This is a genomic window from Thermaerobacter subterraneus DSM 13965, assembly GCF_000183545.2.
Lineage (GTDB): Bacteria > Bacillota > Sulfobacillia > Thermaerobacterales > Thermaerobacteraceae > Thermaerobacter > Thermaerobacter subterraneus.
The window spans coordinates 1,125,452-1,142,786 of record NZ_JH976535.1 but is presented as its reverse complement, the minus strand read 5'-3'; the positions used below and the strand labels follow the sequence as shown (position 1 = coordinate 1,142,786).

The following is a 17,335-nucleotide window of genomic DNA, read 5'->3' as shown; positions in this document are numbered from 1 at the left end:
GGAACCTGCATGGCCCGACAACGAGCGTGGCAGCAGCTGGCCCGCCACCTGCGCCGGGCCGGCCAGCGCCCGACGATCCAGCGGGTGGCGGTCTACGAAGCCCTGCTGCGCGCGGCCAGGGCGGGGGTCCATCCGACTGCGGACGAGGTGTACGAAACCCTCCGGCCGTCCCTGCCGACCCTGAGCCCCGCCACCACGCGCCGGGTGTTGGCCGTGCTGGTCGAGGCGGGGCTTGCCCGGCGGGTGGCCATGCCGGGCGAGCCCGACCGCTACGACGGGGATCCGGCACCCCACGCGCACCTGGCCTGTGTGCGCTGCCACCGGTTGCAGGACGTGGCGCTGCCCGAGCTGGACGAGATCGTCCGCCAGGTGCGGGAACAGACGGGCTTTTTGATTACCGGCCAGGAACTGGTCCTCGAAGGCCTGTGCCGCCACTGCCGTCAAGGGTGGCCCGTCCCCCGGGCTGCCGCCGGTTCCCCAGAAGCTCGCGGCGGTTGATCCCCGGCGCACCCGGTGGAGGGCCCTGCGCCGAACCGGTCGGTGCCGGCGGAAGGCCTGTGCCGCCGGCTCCCGTCCGCGGCCCCCGCCGCCGCTCCCCGGACCCCGCCCGGTCCGCCGGCCCGGTGGTGACGGGTGGCCGGGAAGATGGGGTCTTCTGCGCCGGCAGGCGTCGTCCGGTGCCTGCGTACTCCTTTTTCCGTTGCTTTTCTCCCCCTCGTCCTGCATCATGGGGCCATGGAATGTCAACCCACGTGCCCCCGGTGACCGGCGGCGGGAGTACCACGGGCAGCCGTGGCGCACAGTAACGTAGAACGCCGGGGCGGAAGGGACAGGAGGGGGACCGTGGCCCGCGACGTCTTCCCGGAAATCCACGAGCCGGCGCCCGTACGCTGGCTCCTGGCCAATCCACGGGCTGGGTGGGTATGGTTGTTGCCGCGCCTCTGGCTCGGGTGGCAGTGGCTCCAGGCCGCCCTTGGCAAGGTGGGGGACCCGGCGTGGACCGGCCCGCAGGCCGGCGCGGCCCTGCAAGGCTTCATCCAGGGCGCATTGCAGCGCGCGGAGGGGCCACATCCCGAAGTGACGGGCTGGTACGCCCGTTTCCTGCGCGACGTGGTGCTCCCCAACGCCGCCACGTGGGCCAAGCTGGTCGCTTACGGGGAGCTGCTGGTGGGCATCGCCCTGCTGGCCGGCATGCTCACCGGGATCGCGGCCTTCTTCGGAAGCTTCATGAACTTCAGCTTCATGCTGGCGGGCACGTCCAGCGCCAATCCGGTGATGTTCGCCGTCGCCACCGCGCTGGTGCTCGCCTGGCGGGTGGCGGGTTGGATCGGGCTGGATCGCTGGCTCCTGCCCCTGCTGGGCACGCCGTGGGAGCCTGGGCGCGCCTTCCGGCGGTAGGAGCCACCATCACCCTGGTGGCGAAAGCGGGTGGTCAGGGACCGGCAGGGCCCCTCCCGGCCAGGTGACCCGGTCACCAACCGGGACGGGGCCCCAATCGCCCCAAAGGGCAGGGCCGGGCTTAGCGATCACCGCCAGCGCCGCCTGTCGCGGCCGCGCCGGCACCCTGCCTGGGAGAACCGCGTCTCCGGCACCCCCCACCTCTTCAGCGGCTTCCCCTGTGACCCCCATCACCGACCGCGCCCGGCTCGCGCGGTACGCTGGAACCGGCACAGCCAACGGCCTGACAACAGGAGGAAGCCGGCCCATGAACAAGCGCGACGTGTTGCAGCAGCTGGTCCGGGTGCGACTGGCCGACGGCAGCAATCCGCTGGCCGACGGCCGCATCCAGGACGTGCTGGTGGAGATGCACGGCGAGCGAGCCCACGTGGCGATCCTGATCGATGAGAACTGGGACGGCGGCTCGCCGCCGGCCGACGCCCAGGAGCGCCTGCGGCAGGCGGTGCTGGCGATGCCGGGGGTCGCGTCGGTGCGCATCGTCCCGCGGCCGCGCCCCCGCGCCCGGGGGGTGACGGTGCCCGGCGCCGCGCCCGCCCCGGGGGGTGGCGACGCCCCGGCCCGGAAACTGCCCGAGGGCCTCCAGGGCGCTCGCGTCGTGGCCGTGGCCAGCGGCAAGGGCGGCGTGGGCAAATCCAGCGTCACCGTCAACCTGGCGGTGGCCCTGGCGCGGCGCGGCCTGAAGGTGGCCGTCCTCGATTGCGACATCTACGGGTTCAGCGTCCCCGCCCTGATCGGCCTGGAAAGGGCGCCGGCCCTGGACGACGACCGCAAGGTCATTCCCGGTCACGGCCACGGCGTCGACGTCATGTCGATGGACTTCTTCGTCCAGAACAACCGCCCGGTGGTGTGGCGCGGGCCCATGCTGGGCAAGGCTCTCCGCCAGTTCCTGTTCGACACCGTGTGGAACCACCCGGACGTGGTGGTGCTGGACCTCCCCCCGGGCACGGGCGACATGGCGCTGGACGTGCAGCAGCAGTTCCCGCCCATGGACGTGCTGATCGTGACCACCCCGGACCCCTTCGCCGCCCGGGTGGCCGAGCGGGCGGGGTCCATGGCCCAGAAGATGGGTCACCGGGTGATGGGCGTGGTGGAGAACATGGCCTACCGCCAGTGCAGCGGCTGCGGGCAGCGGGAATACCTCTTGGGACGCGGCGGCGGGGATGCCGTGGCGGCGGCCCTTGGTACGGAGGTCCTGGCCCGGATCCCCATGGAACCCCCGCCGCCCGGACTGCGCCGGGACGGCCTCTTTCCCCCGGAATCCGGCGCCGGCGCCGCCTTTGCCGAGCTGGCCACCCGGGTCGCCGAGCGCCTGGGGGTGGGCGTCCCGCAGCCGGCCGGGGCCGACGGGGTCCGCTGACGGCCGCCGCCCGCACGGGGCGGCCGGTGTTCCTCCCGGGCCGCCCTCGCGCTGGGCGGCGCCGGTCATCCCCCCGGCGCCGGTCCTCCCCCGTGGGCCGGCCGCCTGACCGCAGGCGGCCGGCTCGCGGGCCCCGGCCGGAGGTGCGTGCCATGGGCTGCGCTCAGCCCGGGGCGCGCACCACGGGCCGGTTCGACTCAAGCATCAAGCGCCGGGCACCCACCGGCACCCGGCGCAGCCCTCAGCCGTGACACCGCCCGCCCCTGCTCTCCCCACGGTGGCCGTCACTGCTCAAAGAACTTGCGGTTCTTCTCGATGTAGCTCTTCCACTGCTCGGGGACCTCGTCCTCGTCGTAGATGGCTTCCACGGGGCAAACGGCCGCGCACGCGCTGCAGCCGATGCACTCTTCAGGGTTGATGTACAACTGGTCGTCGCCCTCGTAGATGCAGTCGACGGGACAGACTTCCTGGCAGGACTTGTCCTTCACCCCGATGCAGGGCTCGCAGATCACGTAGATCACGGGTCTCACCTCCACCTTGACGGTAGAACCGGCCGGCGCCGGTCGCCGTGACGCCGGTCACGCCCCGCCGGCACCTGCCGCGGGCAGGTCACACCTTGCCGATGCGCACGCGCCAGGCTTCGGGACCTTGCTCAAGGTATTCCCACTCGAACGCACCCGGATGCTCCGCAGCGAACTGGTAGTACAGCGGCTTGGGATCGTGATCGTTGACCAGGATGAAGGCCTGGCCCGGCCGCATGGCCTCGTAGGTGGCAAAGATCAGCTGGTGGCGTTGGAAGGGTGGAAGGGCGCGAACGTCGAGCTCCGGCGTACCGTCCTCCTCGCCAGCCGCGCCTCCGGTGGGACCCGCCTCCCCGCCGGCCTCCGGGGCTGCACCCGCCAGCCGCTCGTGCATGCCTTCCAGCAGGGCCTCCAGGTCCGCTGCCGGTTCTTCCATCAAGACGGGAAGCAGGGCGTCGTTCTCCTCCGCGGCGTGGCTGATGAAGAGAGCCGTCAGCGCGGACGCCAGGGCGACGGCCTCCAGGGCGTCCCCGGCCCCCTCCAGCCGCCGCAGGGTCTCCTGGATCGTCCCGTGCTCGGCCGTCAGCCCCTTCACCAGGGCGCGCCCCGCCTCTCGCCGGGACGCGGCGGCGTAGAGGGTTTCCTCCTCGGCTGCAGCGTGGGGCAGGATCTCCTGGCGGACGTACTGCAGCACGTTCTCCAGGGCCGGACGGTACGGCTCACCCCGGCGGACGGCCGCCACCAGGGCGTCCAGCCGCCCGTCCAGCTCCCGGGCCATGGCGTCGTGGTGGGCGCGGATCCGCGCCGCCACCGTTTCGTTGCGCGTGGTCACGTCGACCCCCTCCTTCGCAGTGCGACCCTGCGCCTGCGGGTCGATGCCAGCGTATCGCCGGTGCGCCGGCCGAGGCTGTGATAGCAGTCACAGCCCCACCGGACCGGCATGGTACCGTTACATCGGTGACGGCCGCCGCCGGCGGAGACAGCCTGGGCAAGGAGGAGGCCGCCGATGACCGGGTACGAGCTGATCGTCTACATCCACATCCTTGCCGCCATGGTCTGGGTGGGCGGCATCCTGTTCCTCAGCCTCGTGGTGGTGCCGGCCTCACGGCGTTATCCCGAAGACGTCCGGGCGCGCCTTTTCACCGACGTGGGGCGCCGGTTCCGGAACGTGGGCTGGACCGCCCTGGGGATCCTCGTGGTGACGGGCGCAATCCAGATGGCCGCCCGCGGCGCCACGCTGGCCAGCGTCCTGGACGGCACCTTCTTCGACAGCCGCTGGGGGCGGGTGATGGGGGCGAAGCTGCTGGCCGTGTTCGTCATGATGCTGCTGACGGCCCTCCACGACTTCGTGGCCGGACCGGCCGCCGAGCGAGCCGCCCGGAGCGGAGCGGATGCCACCACCCTGCGGCGCCGTTCGGGGCACCTGGCGCGCCTGACGGCGCTGCTGGCGCTCGTCGTGGTGTTCCTGGCGGTGCAGCTGGTTCGCTGACGGCGAGCACCAATCCTCAGGCGGCGTTCACACCCGCCTCAGCGCAGACTCAGGATCCTCCCCCAGCATCGGAAGTGAGCACCGCAGCGCGCTCCGGGATCACCAAGGAGCGGAGCGCACCAGCGGCGGGGATGCCGGCGAGGGCAGAGCGGTGCGCAACTTCCGAAAGGGGAGGGTCTCCGATGGCACGTCCAACGAGTGGTCCCCAGGGCCGCGCGGCACAGAACAGGCGGCGTACTCGCGGATGGCTGGCGCTGCTTCTGGGTCTCAGCATGGTGGCGGTGACGGCCTGCGGCAGCAGCACCGCCGGCGACAGCAACAAGGGGCAGGTGGGTTCGTCCGGTCCGGGTACGGAGCAGGCCCAGCAGGTCGAACCGGCCCGTGCCGACGCCAAGGTGGTGGCCGCCGATCCGACGGCCGTCCCGGAACCGGTGGGCAAGCGGCCGCCCAAGACGGTACGCATCGACCTGGAGGCGGTGGAACTGGACGGCCAGCTGGCCGACGGCACCACGTACACCTACTGGACCTTCAACGGCCAGGTGCCCGGGCCCATGCTGCGGGTGCGGGTCGGCGACACGGTGGAGCTGCACCTGAAGAACTCGCCCCAAAGCGGCCAGATCCACTCCATCGACCTGCACGCCGTGAACGGGCCGGGCGGCGGCGCGGTGGCGACCCAGGTCAAGCCCGGTGAGGAAAAGGTCTTCACCTGGAAGGCGCTCAACCCGGGCCTGTACATCTACCACTGCGCGTCGCCCCACATCCCGACCCACATCGCCAACGGGATGTACGGCCTGATCCTGGTGGAGCCGGAAGGCGGCCTGCCGCCCGTCGACAAGGAGTTCTATATCGTCCAGGGCGAGATCTACACCGACCTGAAGCACGGCGAGAAGGGCCATGCCGGATACGACTATGAGGCCCTGCTGGACGAGGAGCCCAACTACGTGGTCTTCAACGGCGCCAGCGCCTACTGGACGGGCGAGCGGGCGCTGAAGGCCAAGGTGGGCGACCGGATCCGGATCTTCGTCGGCAACGGCGGCCCGAACCTGATCTCCAGCTTCCACGTGATCGGAGAGGTCTTCGACGCCGTCCACGACCAGGGGGCCACGGAAGCGGTGCACAACGTGCAGACCACGCTGATCCCCGCGGGCGGCGCGGCCTGGGTCGAGTTCACCGTCGACGTCCCGGGCACCTACACCCTGGTGGACCACTCCATCAGCCGGTCCATCGACAAGGGCGCCCTGGCCCAGATCGTGGTGGAGGGCGATCCGAACCCCGAGGTCTTCGACGCGCCCGAGATGACGGCGGAGGGGCACTGATCCCGGTCCCGCCGCCGGCCCTGACCGGGCGGGCGAACCAGCCGCGGCGATCCGGCGGCCCCGCCGCCGGATCGCCCTTTCGCTGGGGCCGGTGCCGCGCCCCATCCGCGCCGGGCAGCCCGATGGACGGGGGCACGATGGACGGCGGCAGCCCGTCGGACCGAGCCGGCCGGCGGAACCCGCGGAGCCCGCGGAGATCCTTCGCCAAACGGAGGTGCTGGTCGTGAACCACCTGCCGAAACCCCCGGATGTCGCCCGCGCCCGCCCACCCATCGACTTCGACCGCGCTCCCGTCATCCTCATCTGGGAGACCACCCAGGCGTGCGATCTGGTCTGCCGTCACTGCCGCGCGTCGGCCCAGCCTCACCGCCACCCTCTCGAACTGGCCACGGACGAGGCGCGCCGGCTGATCGACGAGGCGGCGGAGATGGGGACGCGCCTTTTCGTCTTCACCGGGGGCGACCCGCTCAAGCGCCCGGACCTGAACGTCCTGATCCGCCACGCGGCGCACCGGGGCCTGCATCCCTCGGTGACCCCCAGCGCCACGCCCCTTTTGACCGCCGAGCGCATCCGGGCCATGGCCGAAGCCGGCGCCGAAGCCATCGCTCTCAGCCTGGACGGGGACGAGGCCGCCCTTCATGATGCCTTCCGCGGCTGGTCGGGATCCTTTGCCCGCACCCTGGAGGCGGCGCGGGCGGTGCGGGAGGCCGGGCTCCGCCTGCAGATCAACACCACGGTGACCCGGCTCAACTGGCGGCGACTGGACCGGATCGCCCGCCTGGTGGCCGAGCTGGGCGCCGGCCGGTGGAGCGTGTTCTTCCTGGTGCCCACGGGCCGGGGCGCGACCTTGGAGCCCCTCGACGCCGCCGAGCACGAGGCGGTGTACCGCTGGCTGGCGGACCTGGAAGGCAAGGTCCCCTTCGCCATCAAGACCACGGAGGCGCCGGCATACCGCCGCGTGCTGGTCGAACGCGGCCGGCCGCCGCGCCCGGCCATCGGCGACGGCAAGGGGTTCTGCTTCGTTTCCCACACGGGTGCCGTCTTCCCCAGCGGCTTCTTGCCCCTGGCGGCGGGCAACATACGGACCAGCTCCCTGGCGCGCATCTACCGGGACAGCCCGCTCTTCCGCTCCCTCCGCGACCCCGCCCAGCTGAAGGGGAAGTGCGGCCGCTGTCCCTTCCGCCAGCTGTGCGGCGGGTCCCGGGCCCGCGCTTACGCCTTGACGGGCGATCCGCTGGCGGAAGAGCCCACCTGTGCCTACGATCCCGGCACCGGGACCGCGGCGGTGGCGGAGCTGGTGTTCGCCGGGGAAGGCGCCTGAGGCCGGGCGGCCCCGCCGCCTCCCAGCGGCCGGGGTTGCCCGGCTGGGCCCGGCGGCCCGCTTCCGGCTGCGTTCCCCGGCGCCCGCGCGGTTCGGGCACATGCGTCCTCGCAACCGCCGCCGGTCTTTCCCGGCGGCGGCCCGTATTTAGCGGCGGCTTGCATTTGGCGCCGGTTCGCATTTGCGGCCGGGCCACCCATTCCTCAGGTGCTCCTCAGGTTTGCCTTAGGTACCCCTCAGGATCGCCTGCCACCATGGCCTTGCGGACGCTGATCCAGCCGACGTCGCAGGAGGTGCGGCAGTGATGGGAACGGGCGCAATGGACCGCCAGGGTGGTGCAGGCGGCACGGGCGGGCACCGGGGCAAGGCGACGGCCCGCCGGCGCTGGTGGATGCTGGCGGGTGTGGTGGTGCTGGGCCTTGTGCTCTGGGCCGTCTACCCCATGGCCGGCGCCTCGGGCTCGGGCAACGACGGGACCCCGGCAGGGGCCGGTTCGTCCGCCGGGGACACCACCGGCGCTGCCGGGACGGGCCACGATGGCCAGCCAGGCGGCGAAGCGGCTGCGGATTACACCATCTACCCCGCGGGCACGGGCTCGGAGGGCCAGAAGGCGCTGCCCGAGGGGCAGCAGCTGGCCCGGTACCGCGTGGAGAATGGCGTCAAGGTCTTCGAACTGACGGCGCTGCCCGTCAAGTGGTCCGTGGGCGACAAGGAATATGAGGCCTGGACCTTCAACGGCACGGTGCCCGGCCCCCAGATCCGGGTCAAGGAGGGCGACCGGGTCCGCATCATCGTGAAGAACCAGCTGCCCGAGCCCACCGTGGTCCACTGGCACGGGCTGGCCGTACCCAACAAGATGGACGGCGTGCCCATGGTGACCCAGGATCCCATCCCGCCCGGAGGCCAGTTCGTCTACGAGTTCGTGGCCCAGCCGGCGGGAACCCACATGTACCACACCCATCACAACACGATGAAGCAAAAGGGCATGGGGCTCTACGGCACCTTCATCGTCGAGCCCAAGGACCCCGAACCGTGGAAGTATGACGCCGACTACAGCCTGATGATCTCCGACGGCCAGCTGGGCTACGTGATCAACGGCAAGTCCTTCCCCCACACGGCGCGCGCCCATCAAGATGAAGGTGGGCGAGACGGCCCGCGTCCGGTTGATCAACATCGGCGACCAGGTCCACCCCATGCACCTGCACGGTGCGGACTTCACCATCATCGCCAAGGACGGCCAGCCCCTGCCCCAACCCATGAAGGCCAACACCCTGGACATGATGCCGGGCGACACCTATGACGTCCTGGTCCACTTCGACCGTCCGGGCACGTGGGTCTGGCACTGCCACATCATCTCCCACGTGGAAGACGCCCAGGGCAACATGATGGGCCTGATCCAGGTGCTCCAGGTGGAGGAGTAGGGATCGCCGTTCCGGAAGTCCCGGCGGGTGCAAACGGCCGGAGCCAACGACCGGAAGGGTCCAGGCAGGGCACGGGTGATCTGCGGGGGAGTGGCGGCCTGGCGGCCGTTGCTCCCCCGTTCTGGCCATACTGCCCCGCTGCGGCCCGATGGGCCGGCCGGCGGCGGGATCGCCGCCGGCGTGGGGCAGGGCCTGCCGCGCGTAACGGCCGCTACCGACCCTCGCCCCCTCGGGATCGCACGCGCCAGCGGCCGCTGGGGTCCCGGGTCACCAGTCCCTGGCGCTTGAACTCGCTGATCACCCGGCTGACGCTCTCCCGGGCGGCCCCCACCAGGGCCGCGATCTCCTGGTGCGTGAGCTGGTCGCCCATGTGCTTGACCAGGACCTCAAGGACCCGGGTGCGCAGGTCGCGCCAGACCAGGCTGCGGATGCGATCCTGCAGGTAGCGGATGCGTTCTTCCTGGGCCATCAGCAAGGCCATGGCCAGATCCCCGTGCCGGCGCACCAGGTCGAGGATGGCCTCCCGGGTTACCGTCCCCACCACGCCGTCCTGGATCACCTCGGCGGTGGCGGGGTAACCGCCGCCGGTGAAAAGCCCCACGGCGGGGAAGAGATCACCCGGTCCCAGAAGATGCATGATGTACTCGCGGCCCTCGTCGTCGACGGCCACGATCTTGACGCGCCCCTGGCGCAGGAGGAACACGGCCTTGACCGGCTCGCCCTCGCGAAACAGCACGTCGCCGGCGTGGCACGGTCGCCAGCGCACCTGCTCGGCCACCCGGGCCACCAGCTCGGCGGGCACCTGGTCGAAGGGGTGGATGCGGCGCAGAGCGGCCACCACCGCCTCCCGGGTGTCGAAGGCCCCCCGCCGGGAGGGCGGTACGGGCTGGTCCATGGGGTCCATGACGATCCTCCCCGGGTCTTCCCCAGCATAGGTTTTCTCCCGCACAGCCCATTCCTGCCGGCGGGGCCGGGGCCGCGTTGCCGCGCCGGCGCCTCCGCTGTCCCGTGCGGCGCCCTGGCGGGGGCCGTGCCATCCAGGTGCCGCGCCCTCGCGGGGCCGCCGCGTGGCGATGCCGCGTCAGGGCTGGGTTGCGCCGCCCCGATGCCGTTGCCGGCGCCCCCCTGTGACCCAGCGCACTGCGGGGCGGGCAGGCTGTGGGGTATGATCAGGGCGAAGCAGCATATGGAAACCGGCACGCGGGGCCGGTGGCACGCGGCGTGGAAGGCGCAGGATGAATGGACAAGGTACCGAGAGAGGTGGCCAGCATGACCCGTGAACCCCAGGCTCCCCAGGGCGGGACCGCAGGGCACACCCTTGAGCCGGCGCGGCCCCTTGCCCATCCCGTGGACGAACCCGCACCCCGCCCCCGCCCATCCGAACCTGGTCCCCGCCCCGCCGGGGGAGAAACGGCAGGGGGAGCCGCCGGAACAGGCTCCCTTACCTCAGTCGTCGCGGGCGGCGGCCCGCCCCGGCAGGCGGCGGCGCCGGAGGAGCCGCGGGCGGCCCCGACAGCGGCGGCTCCGGGAGAGCGGGCGGCGGGCCCCAGGGGTGCGGCCCCCCGGAGCCGGCGCCCCAGCGCGCCGGCCTCCCGGCACCGGGCGAACCGGCACTGGCCCTGGCTTCCCTTTTTCGACCTGGCGGTGGTGGCCGCCCTGGTTCCGGGCTTCCTGCTGGGGGGCGTGCTGGCGGCTGCTGCCTGGCAGGGATGGAGCTGGGCTTCCGCCTACCCGGCCCTGGCCCAGGCCCACGGCCACGCCCAGCTGCTGGGTTGGGGCGGTGCGCTGATCCTGGGGGTGGCGCTGCAGTTCCTGCCCCGGCTGCGAGGCAGCACGTTGAGCGACCCGCGGCGCGTGCCCCTGGGGTTCATGCTCCTGGCCGCCGGTCTGGCCTTGAGGGTGGGCGGCCAGGTCCTGGCCGCCCTGGCGGCGGCACCCGCCGCGCGGGCAGCGGGCCTCTGCATCCTGGCCGCCGGTGCCGCCCTTGAGGCGGTGGCGGCGGGGTTGCTGGCCGGGCTGCTGGCCCGTTCGTTGCGCCAGGGCCCGCCCCTGGGCCAGAAGAAGGCCTTTGCCCAGGTGGCCCCCCTGTTCGTCCTGGCCGGCGCCAGCCTGCTGGCCGGCCTCCTGTTGTGGACCCTAGGCGCCTTCAGCGCAGCCACCGCGGCGCTGCGGGCGGCCGCGGGCTTCAACGCGGCCTCTGGTTCGGGAGCGGCGGCTCCCGCCAGCCTCCCCGCCGCCGTGTCGGCCACCCTACCGGGGCCGGTGGATGCGGCCGCCCTGCGGCTCCTCCTGTTCGGCTTCATCGGCGCCATCTCAGTGGCCATGTCCGCCCGGGTGTTCAGCCTGTTCTTCCGGATTCGCCCGGCACGACCCGGGTGGCTGGCAGCGGCGGCCGGCGCCTTCGGGGTGGCGCTGCTGCTGGATGCGGCAGCGGGAACGGGCGCCCTCCTCACCGGCCGGCCCGCCTCGCCCGGGGTGTCGGCAGCCGCCGACCTGGCCTGGGGTGCAGCCCTGGTCCTCGGCACCATCGGGGTGCGCGTCTTCGAGCCCCGGCTGGTGTTCCCCGGCGATAAAGGGGGCTATCGCTGGTGGCGCGATCCCGCCGGAGTGGCCGCCGTGCTGGCCTACGTCTGGGCCCTGGTGGCGGCACTCCTGCTGGGGCTCCGGGGCCTGGGAACGCTGGGCGTGCAGGTGGCCGCCAGCATCCCGCCCGCCGACGCGGCGCTCCATGCCGTGGGCGCCGGCTTCATGACCCTGCTCATCATGGGTGTTGCCCCCACCATGCTGCCGGGTTTCGGCGGGGGACGCCTGCGGAGCCGCGGGGGGGTCGCCCTGGCCGTGGCCCTGGCGGCGCTGGCCGCCCTGTTCCGGGTTCTGCCCGGCCTTGGCCAGACCCTGACGGGACGGGCCGTCCCCTGGGGCACGCCGGTCATGGCCGCGGCCGGCGCGGCCGGCCTGGGCGCGGTGATCGCGCTGGTCCTGGTGCTGCGGGCCAGCTGGCAGGCTCCGGGGGCCGCCCGCGACGGGCACCACGACATGGGCAAGGGACGCCGGAAACCGCACCCGTCTTAGGGATGGTTGCCCGGCCCGCGCCCCCTCTCGCCCGTTCAACGCAGCGGGCGGCCGTGCGGATCTCGGGACCGAGCCCGCGCCCCGTACGGTAGCCGGCGCCACGGGGCAGTCACGGGGTCGGCGGCACGGCGTTGGAGCCCCTGCTCTACGGTGCCGCCGGCCGCTCCCCCGTCGGGCCGTCCCACCCCGCCGCCGCATCCAGCAGCGGCCCCCAGCGCAGGCCGGTGTAGAGGGTCAGGCCCGCCATAACGAGCACGACCCCCTCCGCCGCCACGGCGTAGCCCATCTGGGCCAGGGCCACGGCCGCCGCATTGGCCGCGAAGTGGATCACCACCGCCGCCAGCCACAACACGGCACGCCGCTGGACCCATGCCGCCGCCACCAGGATGCTGAGACCCACGTGCAGGGTCAGGGCGGCGGCCCGTTCGACCAGGGCGAGGACGGGAGCCAGCACCCCGCCCTCCAGGGCGGCCTGCCGCAACTGGTCCAGTGCCGGCCCTGCCTCGGCGGGCAGGGCTGGCCATCCCGGCCCCGGGGCGGTCCCACCCCCGGGGCCGGGACCGCTCCCGCCCGCCCCCAGCAGCGGCAGGGCCAGCAAGGCGATCCCCGTGCCGAGCAAGGAGAGCCCCACCAGCACCGCCGACTCGAAGCCGCCGTGCCCGACCCCCATGGCGGCGGCATCGGCCAGCCGGGGGCGCCGGACGGCCGCCCGGTACGCCACATAGCGCCCCGTCTCCTCCCACAGGGCCGCCGTCAACGACGCCAGAAGCCCCGCGGCCGCCACGCCCCAGCGGGCGGTGGCCCAGGCGCTGAAGGCCGGCTGCCACGGCAGCCGCAGAAGGCCCTGAAAGACGAGGAAGGTGGCCGCCCCCACCAGTGCCACCCGGGCCCGCCACCCCCACCGGCGATACCCCGCGGCGAAAACGAGGGCGGGCAGCACGATGGCTCCCGCCCCGGCCATCATGTAGGTCACGGCGATGGACCGCAACGGATCCCCCACTCCGTCTCCCCCCAAGGACCCCACCCGCGCCCGGCGCTTTGCCGGTTCAACCCAGATTGATCCAGACGCTCTTCACCTCGGTGTAGTGCTCGAGGGCATAGCGCCCCATCTCGCGCCCGATCCCGCTCTGCTTGAACCCGCCCCAGGGGCTGGTGGCATCCAGCAGGTTGTAGCCGTTGATCCACACCGTCCCCGCCTTGAGGCGGTGGGCCACCTTGATGGCCTTGGCCACGTCCCGCGTCCAGATCCCCGCCGCCAGCCCGTAGGGGGTGTCGTTGGCCCGCCGCACCACCTCGTCCAGGATCTCGAAGGGCAGCACCGTCAGGACCGGCCCGAAGATCTCCTCCCGGGCGATGGTCATGTCGTCCCGGCCCAGGAACACCGTGGGTTTGACGAAATAGCCCGTTCCCGCCTCGGGGTTGGGCTCCCCGCCCACCAGCAGCTCGGCCCCTTCGGCGCGACCCTTTTCGATGTAGCCCAGCACCCGCTCCATGTGGGTTTGGCTGATCAGGGGTCCCATCTGGGTCATGGGGTGGATCCCCGGCCCCTGGCGCAGCCGGCCCGCCCGCTCGGCAATGGAGTCCACCACCCGGTCGAACTGCTCCTTGTGGACGAACAGGCGGGAGCCGGCGCAGCAGACCTCACCCTGGTTGAAGAAGATCCCCATCATCGCCCCGGCCACGGCGCTGTCCAGGTCCGCGTCGGGAAAGACGATGTTGGGCGACTTGCCGCCCAGCTCCAGGGTCACCCGCTTGAAGTCCCGGGCCGCCGCCGTCATGATCTTGCGGCCGACCCCCGGGGAACCGGTGAAGGAGATCTTGTCGACGCCGGGGTGCTCGACCAGGGCCCGTCCCGCCGGTTCGCCATATCCTGGCAGCACGTTCACCGTCCCCGGGGGGAAGCCGGCCTGGCGCACCAGCTCCGCCAGCCGCAGAGCCGTCAGCGGCGTCAGCTCGCTGGGCTTGAGCACCACCGTGTTCCCCGTGGCCAGGGCCGGTGCCAGCTTCCAGGAGGCGATCATCAGGGGGAAGTTCCAGGGCACGATGGCCCCCACCACACCCACCGGTTCCCGCCGCGTGTAGGCCAGGTACTCCCCGGGGAAGGACACGGGCAGCGTCTCCCCCGTCCACTTGGTGGCCCAGCCGGCGAAGTAGCGGAAGTGTTCGACGGCCAGGGGGATGTCCGCCATGCTGGTCTCCGTCACCGGCTTGCCGGTGTTGAGGGACTCCAGTTGGGCCAGCTCCTGGGCGTTCTCCTCCAGGAGGTCGGCCAGCTTCCAGAGCAGCCGCCCGCGCTCCGCCGGGGGCAGCTTCGCCCAGGTGCCCTCCAGGGCCCGCCGGGCCGCCTGGACGGCCAGGTCCACGTCCTCCTCCCCCGCCTCGGCCACCTCGGCCAGCGGCTCGCCCGTAGAGGGGTCGGTCACCACCAGGTAGCGGCCCGACCGGGGCTCCTGCCACCGGCCGCCGATGAAAAGCTGCTTGGGCGAGCTCAGCCACTGCCGCAGGGCTGGGGCCACGAAGGGAAGCTCCAGGGTCTGCGACCGGGACGAACCCGGCCCCTCCCGCGAACTCATGCGCCGGACCCTCCTCCGCCGGCCGCCAGGCCGCCCGGGCCCGCCCCGGCAGCCGGTTCTTCCGCGGCGCCGGTGGCCTCTTCCACGTGGTCGGCGGCCAGCCGGTAGACCTCGGCCAGGGACTTGCCCCGGGCCTGCTCGATACGCTGGGCCCGGAGGCTGAACTGCTTGATGGCGTAGTCGATGAACTCCTTCTGGTCCACCTCGAAGGGGTGCTGGTCACCGTAGGCCGCGTAGATCTCGTGGGTCACGCCCAGGGCGTAGGGGAGCAGGTCATTCAGCCGCCGGTCGATGACCTGCCAGATGGCGTCGTCGGCCGCCACCAGGCGCTGCAGCAGGAAGACCCCGTAGGCCAGGTGCCGGGATTCGTCCCGCTGGAAGTTGCGGATGCCCTGGATGAAGCCCGGCATGACCCCCTGCCGCTGGAGGGTGCGGTAGAAGGCGTAGTAGCCTGTCTCGGCCAGCACCCCCTCGACGATCAGGTTGTAGGTCACCGAGGCCTCCGCCTGGGCGGCCGGCGAGGGGTCTTCCAGCAGCCGGTTCATCGCCCGGGGCAGTTCCTCGTAGAAGATCTTGCGGTAGCTGGGGGTGTGGTAATGGTGCAGGTCGGCCCCCGAGACCCCGGCCACCTCGTCGAGGAAGCGGCGCATGAACTCGGTATGCTTCGCCTCCTCCCAGAGGAAGGTGGTGAGGAACATCTCCTCCTCCAGGCGGCCCTCCCGGGCGATCACCATGATGAGGGGCAGGAGGTCCAGGGTGACGGACTCTTCACCAGCTGCGAACAGCGACACCAGCCGTAGCAGAGCGTCCTTCTGGGCGTCGTTGAGCAGGTTCCAGTCCTCCCGGTCCTGGCTGAGGTCGATGGCCCGCGGATCCCACGTGCCGAACTTCTTGGCCTTGTGGTAGAGCCGCATCGGCGGCAGGTCGTGGTTCAGCCCGCGGCTGCTGGTGGTGGTGAAGGCGTCGTGCCGCGCTGCCGCCACCGCCGGGCGCCCCCGGCCCGGCTCCGGCGCGGCCCCTGCACCGGGCGTCACTGCACCGGCCATGTGCATCCCCGCCCTTTCTGGCGATCTGGCCCCGCGATCCTCCCGGGATCGCCGGCGATGGCTCCACCCCCCAGGGACCCATCCTGCCGGCCAGCCCGCCGCCGTCACTCGCCGGGGATCAGCACCACCTTCGTCGCCTCCCGGCTGTCGAAGAGGCGGTAGCCTTCGACGGCCTCCGTCAGAGGCAAGCGGTGGCTGATGATCACTTCAGGGTCGATCCGGCCCCCTGCCACCAGGGCCAGGGTGGCGTCGATGTCCCGGTGGATGTTGGCCAGGCCGATGCGGAAGCTGATGTCCCGGGTCAGGCTGGTGGCCAGGGGGAAGGGGAAGCTCTCGGCCGTGGTGACCCCCACCGCCGAGATGCGCCCACCGCCCCGCACCAGCTCGAAGGCCAGGGCGACGGTCTTCGGCCCGCCCACCGCCTCGATCACCACGTCGGCCCCCAGGCCTCCCGTCAGCTTGTTGACCTGGGCCACGGGGTTCGTCTCGCTGGCGACGATGGGCACCGCCCCCAGCCGCTCGGCCAGTTCCACCCGGTCGCGCAGCAGGTCGATGGCCAGGACCCGCGCCGCTCCCTGGGCAAGGGCGCTCTGGATCGCCATCAGGCCCACGGGCCCGCAGCCGATCACCGCCACCGTCTCTCCCGGCTGCAGCTGCGCGTTGCGGACCGCGCCGTAGGCGGTGGTGAGGATGTCCCCGCAGAAGAGGGCCTTCTCGTCGCTGAGCTCCCGGGGAATGGCCCGCAGGTTGACGTCGGCGTAAGGCACCCGGATGAACTCGGCCTGGGATCCGGGCAGGTTGCCGAAGGCCACCCCGTAACCGAACACCCCGTATTCCCGGCACTGGTTGTAGGCGCCTTTCCGGCACATGGGGCAGTGACCGCAGGCGGTGTGGAAGGTGCCCACCACGCGGTCGCCCTTGCGGAAGGCCTGGACGCCGGGTCCCACCTCCTCCACCACGCCGGTGAACTCGTGGCCGCAGACGGACCCCGGCACCATGCCGGGGATGTGACCGTGGTAGATGTGCAGATCCGAGCCGCAGATGGCGCAGCGGGTGACGCGGACGATGGCGTCACCGGACTGCTGGATCTTGGGCTCGGGGACGTCTTCGATGGCCACCTGGCCCACGCCGCAGTAGGTGACGGCCTTCATGTCAGGCCACCCCTCCCTCGCTCCGGCCGCACCGCCGGGGTCGTCACGGGACCGTCTCGGAGCCACCATGGGGTCGCCATGGGGCCGCCGAGGGGCCGTCATGCCACCCCTTCGGGGAACTCCGTCTCCACCCGCTGGGCGGAGGTCACCAGCTCTTTGGCGGCGATGACGTAGCCCGACAGCACCCCCATGTCGCCCTTGAGGATCTTGAGCTTGCCCCGCATCATGGCCGCCAGCGGGTCCAGCTGGCCTTCCATCACCTGCTTCCAGGTGTAGGCGTCGGCACTGATGACGTAGGGTACGTTCTCCAGGTCATCCTTGCCGCCGATGCGGGCATCCCGGCACTCGCCCTGGTAGAGGTCCAGGATGATGGCCCGTTCCTCCTCGATGCCCAGGGACGGGTCCGCCTCCAGGACGAAGGCCAGGGGCCACTCCCAGGTCCGGGCCGCCTCGCGATAGTTGGGGTTCGCGTTGATCTGCTCCTTGTAAGCCTTGGCCCACTCCTCAGAGAACGCCTGGTACGCCACCGGTCATCCCCTCCCGAAAACGCGCGGTTCGGAATTGAAGTGCACAGATCAGCCAGCGGATCACGGGAATGGAACCTGCCGCA

At 72.1% G+C, this 17,335-nt stretch carries 16 protein-coding genes and 1 pseudogene; 9 read left to right on the top strand and 8 right to left on the bottom strand.

Annotation, left to right across the window (positions count from 1 at the left end; genetic code table 11):
• Positions 1-9 precede the first annotated feature (9 nt).
• From THESUDRAFT_RS04760 to THESUDRAFT_RS04750, 3 genes are all read left to right on the top strand, one after another.
• Positions 10-498 carry a Fur family transcriptional regulator gene (locus tag THESUDRAFT_RS04760; RefSeq protein WP_006903603.1) on the top strand — a complete coding sequence of 163 codons (489 nt, stop codon included), beginning with the start codon at positions 10-12 and terminating at the stop codon, positions 496-498.
• A 345-nt stretch (positions 499-843) separates the two neighbouring features.
• On the top strand, positions 844-1,398 hold the full coding sequence (locus tag THESUDRAFT_RS04755) for a TQO small subunit DoxD (RefSeq protein ID WP_006903602.1): 555 nt from the start codon (positions 844-846) through the stop codon (positions 1,396-1,398).
• Between the two features lie 307 nt (positions 1,399-1,705).
• The gene (locus tag THESUDRAFT_RS04750; RefSeq protein ID WP_006903601.1) at positions 1,706-2,815 is read left to right on the top strand and encodes an Mrp/NBP35 family ATP-binding protein; all 1,110 of its coding nucleotides are present in this window, start codon (positions 1,706-1,708) and stop codon (positions 2,813-2,815) included.
• 284 nt (positions 2,816-3,099) lie between these two features.
• Here the strand turns inward: THESUDRAFT_RS04750 and THESUDRAFT_RS04745 are convergent, their stop codons facing one another.
• Positions 3,100-3,336, bottom strand: a complete 237-nt coding sequence (locus THESUDRAFT_RS04745) for a ferredoxin (RefSeq protein WP_006903600.1) — start codon at positions 3,334-3,336, stop codon at positions 3,100-3,102.
• Positions 3,337-3,424: 88 nt separating this feature from the next.
• The gene (locus tag THESUDRAFT_RS14940; RefSeq protein WP_006903599.1) at positions 3,425-4,168 is read right to left on the bottom strand and encodes a DUF2249 domain-containing protein; all 744 of its coding nucleotides are present in this window, start codon (positions 4,166-4,168) and stop codon (positions 3,425-3,427) included.
• A gap of 174 nt (positions 4,169-4,342) precedes the next feature.
• On the opposite strand from THESUDRAFT_RS14940, the gene THESUDRAFT_RS04735 reads away from it, so the two are divergent.
• From THESUDRAFT_RS04735 to THESUDRAFT_RS14260, 5 genes and pseudogenes are all read left to right on the top strand, one after another.
• The gene (locus THESUDRAFT_RS04735; RefSeq protein ID WP_006903598.1) at positions 4,343-4,825 is read left to right on the top strand and encodes a DUF4149 domain-containing protein; all 483 of its coding nucleotides are present in this window, start codon (positions 4,343-4,345) and stop codon (positions 4,823-4,825) included.
• 182 nt (positions 4,826-5,007) lie between these two features.
• Positions 5,008-6,141, top strand: coding sequence for a copper-containing nitrite reductase (gene nirK, locus THESUDRAFT_RS04730; RefSeq protein ID WP_006903597.1), 1,134 nt, complete (start codon positions 5,008-5,010; stop codon positions 6,139-6,141).
• A gap of 223 nt (positions 6,142-6,364) precedes the next feature.
• The gene (locus THESUDRAFT_RS04725) at positions 6,365-7,462 is read left to right on the top strand and encodes a radical SAM protein (RefSeq protein ID WP_006903596.1); all 1,098 of its coding nucleotides are present in this window, start codon (positions 6,365-6,367) and stop codon (positions 7,460-7,462) included.
• Between the two features lie 304 nt (positions 7,463-7,766).
• Positions 7,767-8,426: pseudogene (locus THESUDRAFT_RS14265) on the top strand (multicopper oxidase domain-containing protein); the annotation flags it as partial.
• 169 nt (positions 8,427-8,595) lie between these two features.
• A complete protein-coding gene (locus tag THESUDRAFT_RS14260) occupies positions 8,596-8,883 on the top strand; it encodes a multicopper oxidase domain-containing protein (protein ID WP_156821719.1) in 288 nt (95 codons plus the stop codon).
• A gap of 211 nt (positions 8,884-9,094) precedes the next feature.
• On the opposite strand, the gene THESUDRAFT_RS04715 is transcribed toward THESUDRAFT_RS14260, so the two are convergent.
• Positions 9,095-9,787: a Crp/Fnr family transcriptional regulator gene (locus THESUDRAFT_RS04715; protein WP_006903594.1), complete on the bottom strand. Its 693-nt coding sequence runs from the start codon at positions 9,785-9,787 to the stop codon at positions 9,095-9,097.
• Between the two features lie 743 nt (positions 9,788-10,530).
• On the opposite strand from THESUDRAFT_RS04715, the gene THESUDRAFT_RS04710 reads away from it, so the two are divergent.
• Positions 10,531-11,955: a hypothetical protein gene (locus tag THESUDRAFT_RS04710; RefSeq protein ID WP_156821718.1), complete on the top strand. Its 1,425-nt coding sequence runs from the start codon at positions 10,531-10,533 to the stop codon at positions 11,953-11,955.
• Between the two features lie 145 nt (positions 11,956-12,100).
• Here the strand turns inward: THESUDRAFT_RS04710 and THESUDRAFT_RS04705 are convergent, their stop codons facing one another.
• From THESUDRAFT_RS04705 to THESUDRAFT_RS04685, 5 genes are all read right to left on the bottom strand, one after another.
• The gene (locus tag THESUDRAFT_RS04705; protein WP_006903592.1) at positions 12,101-12,955 is read right to left on the bottom strand and encodes a YhfC family glutamic-type intramembrane protease; all 855 of its coding nucleotides are present in this window, start codon (positions 12,953-12,955) and stop codon (positions 12,101-12,103) included.
• A gap of 46 nt (positions 12,956-13,001) precedes the next feature.
• Positions 13,002-14,528 (bottom strand): aldehyde dehydrogenase family protein, encoded by a 1,527-nt coding sequence (locus tag THESUDRAFT_RS04700; protein ID WP_006903591.1) that lies wholly within the window; start codon positions 14,526-14,528, stop codon positions 13,002-13,004.
• Entirely contained in the window at positions 14,525-15,574 is a 1,050-nt protein-coding gene (locus THESUDRAFT_RS04695) for a R2-like ligand-binding oxidase (protein ID WP_006903590.1), read from the bottom strand. The genes THESUDRAFT_RS04700 and THESUDRAFT_RS04695 overlap by 4 nt, the downstream gene beginning before the upstream one ends.
• A gap of 104 nt (positions 15,575-15,678) precedes the next feature.
• On the bottom strand, positions 15,679-16,725 hold the full coding sequence (locus THESUDRAFT_RS04690) for an alcohol dehydrogenase family protein (protein ID WP_006903589.1): 1,047 nt from the start codon (positions 16,723-16,725) through the stop codon (positions 15,679-15,681).
• 98 nt (positions 16,726-16,823) lie between these two features.
• Entirely contained in the window at positions 16,824-17,252 is a 429-nt protein-coding gene (locus tag THESUDRAFT_RS04685; protein ID WP_006903588.1) for an SCP2 sterol-binding domain-containing protein, read from the bottom strand.
• Between the last annotated feature and the right edge of the window lie 83 nt (positions 17,253-17,335).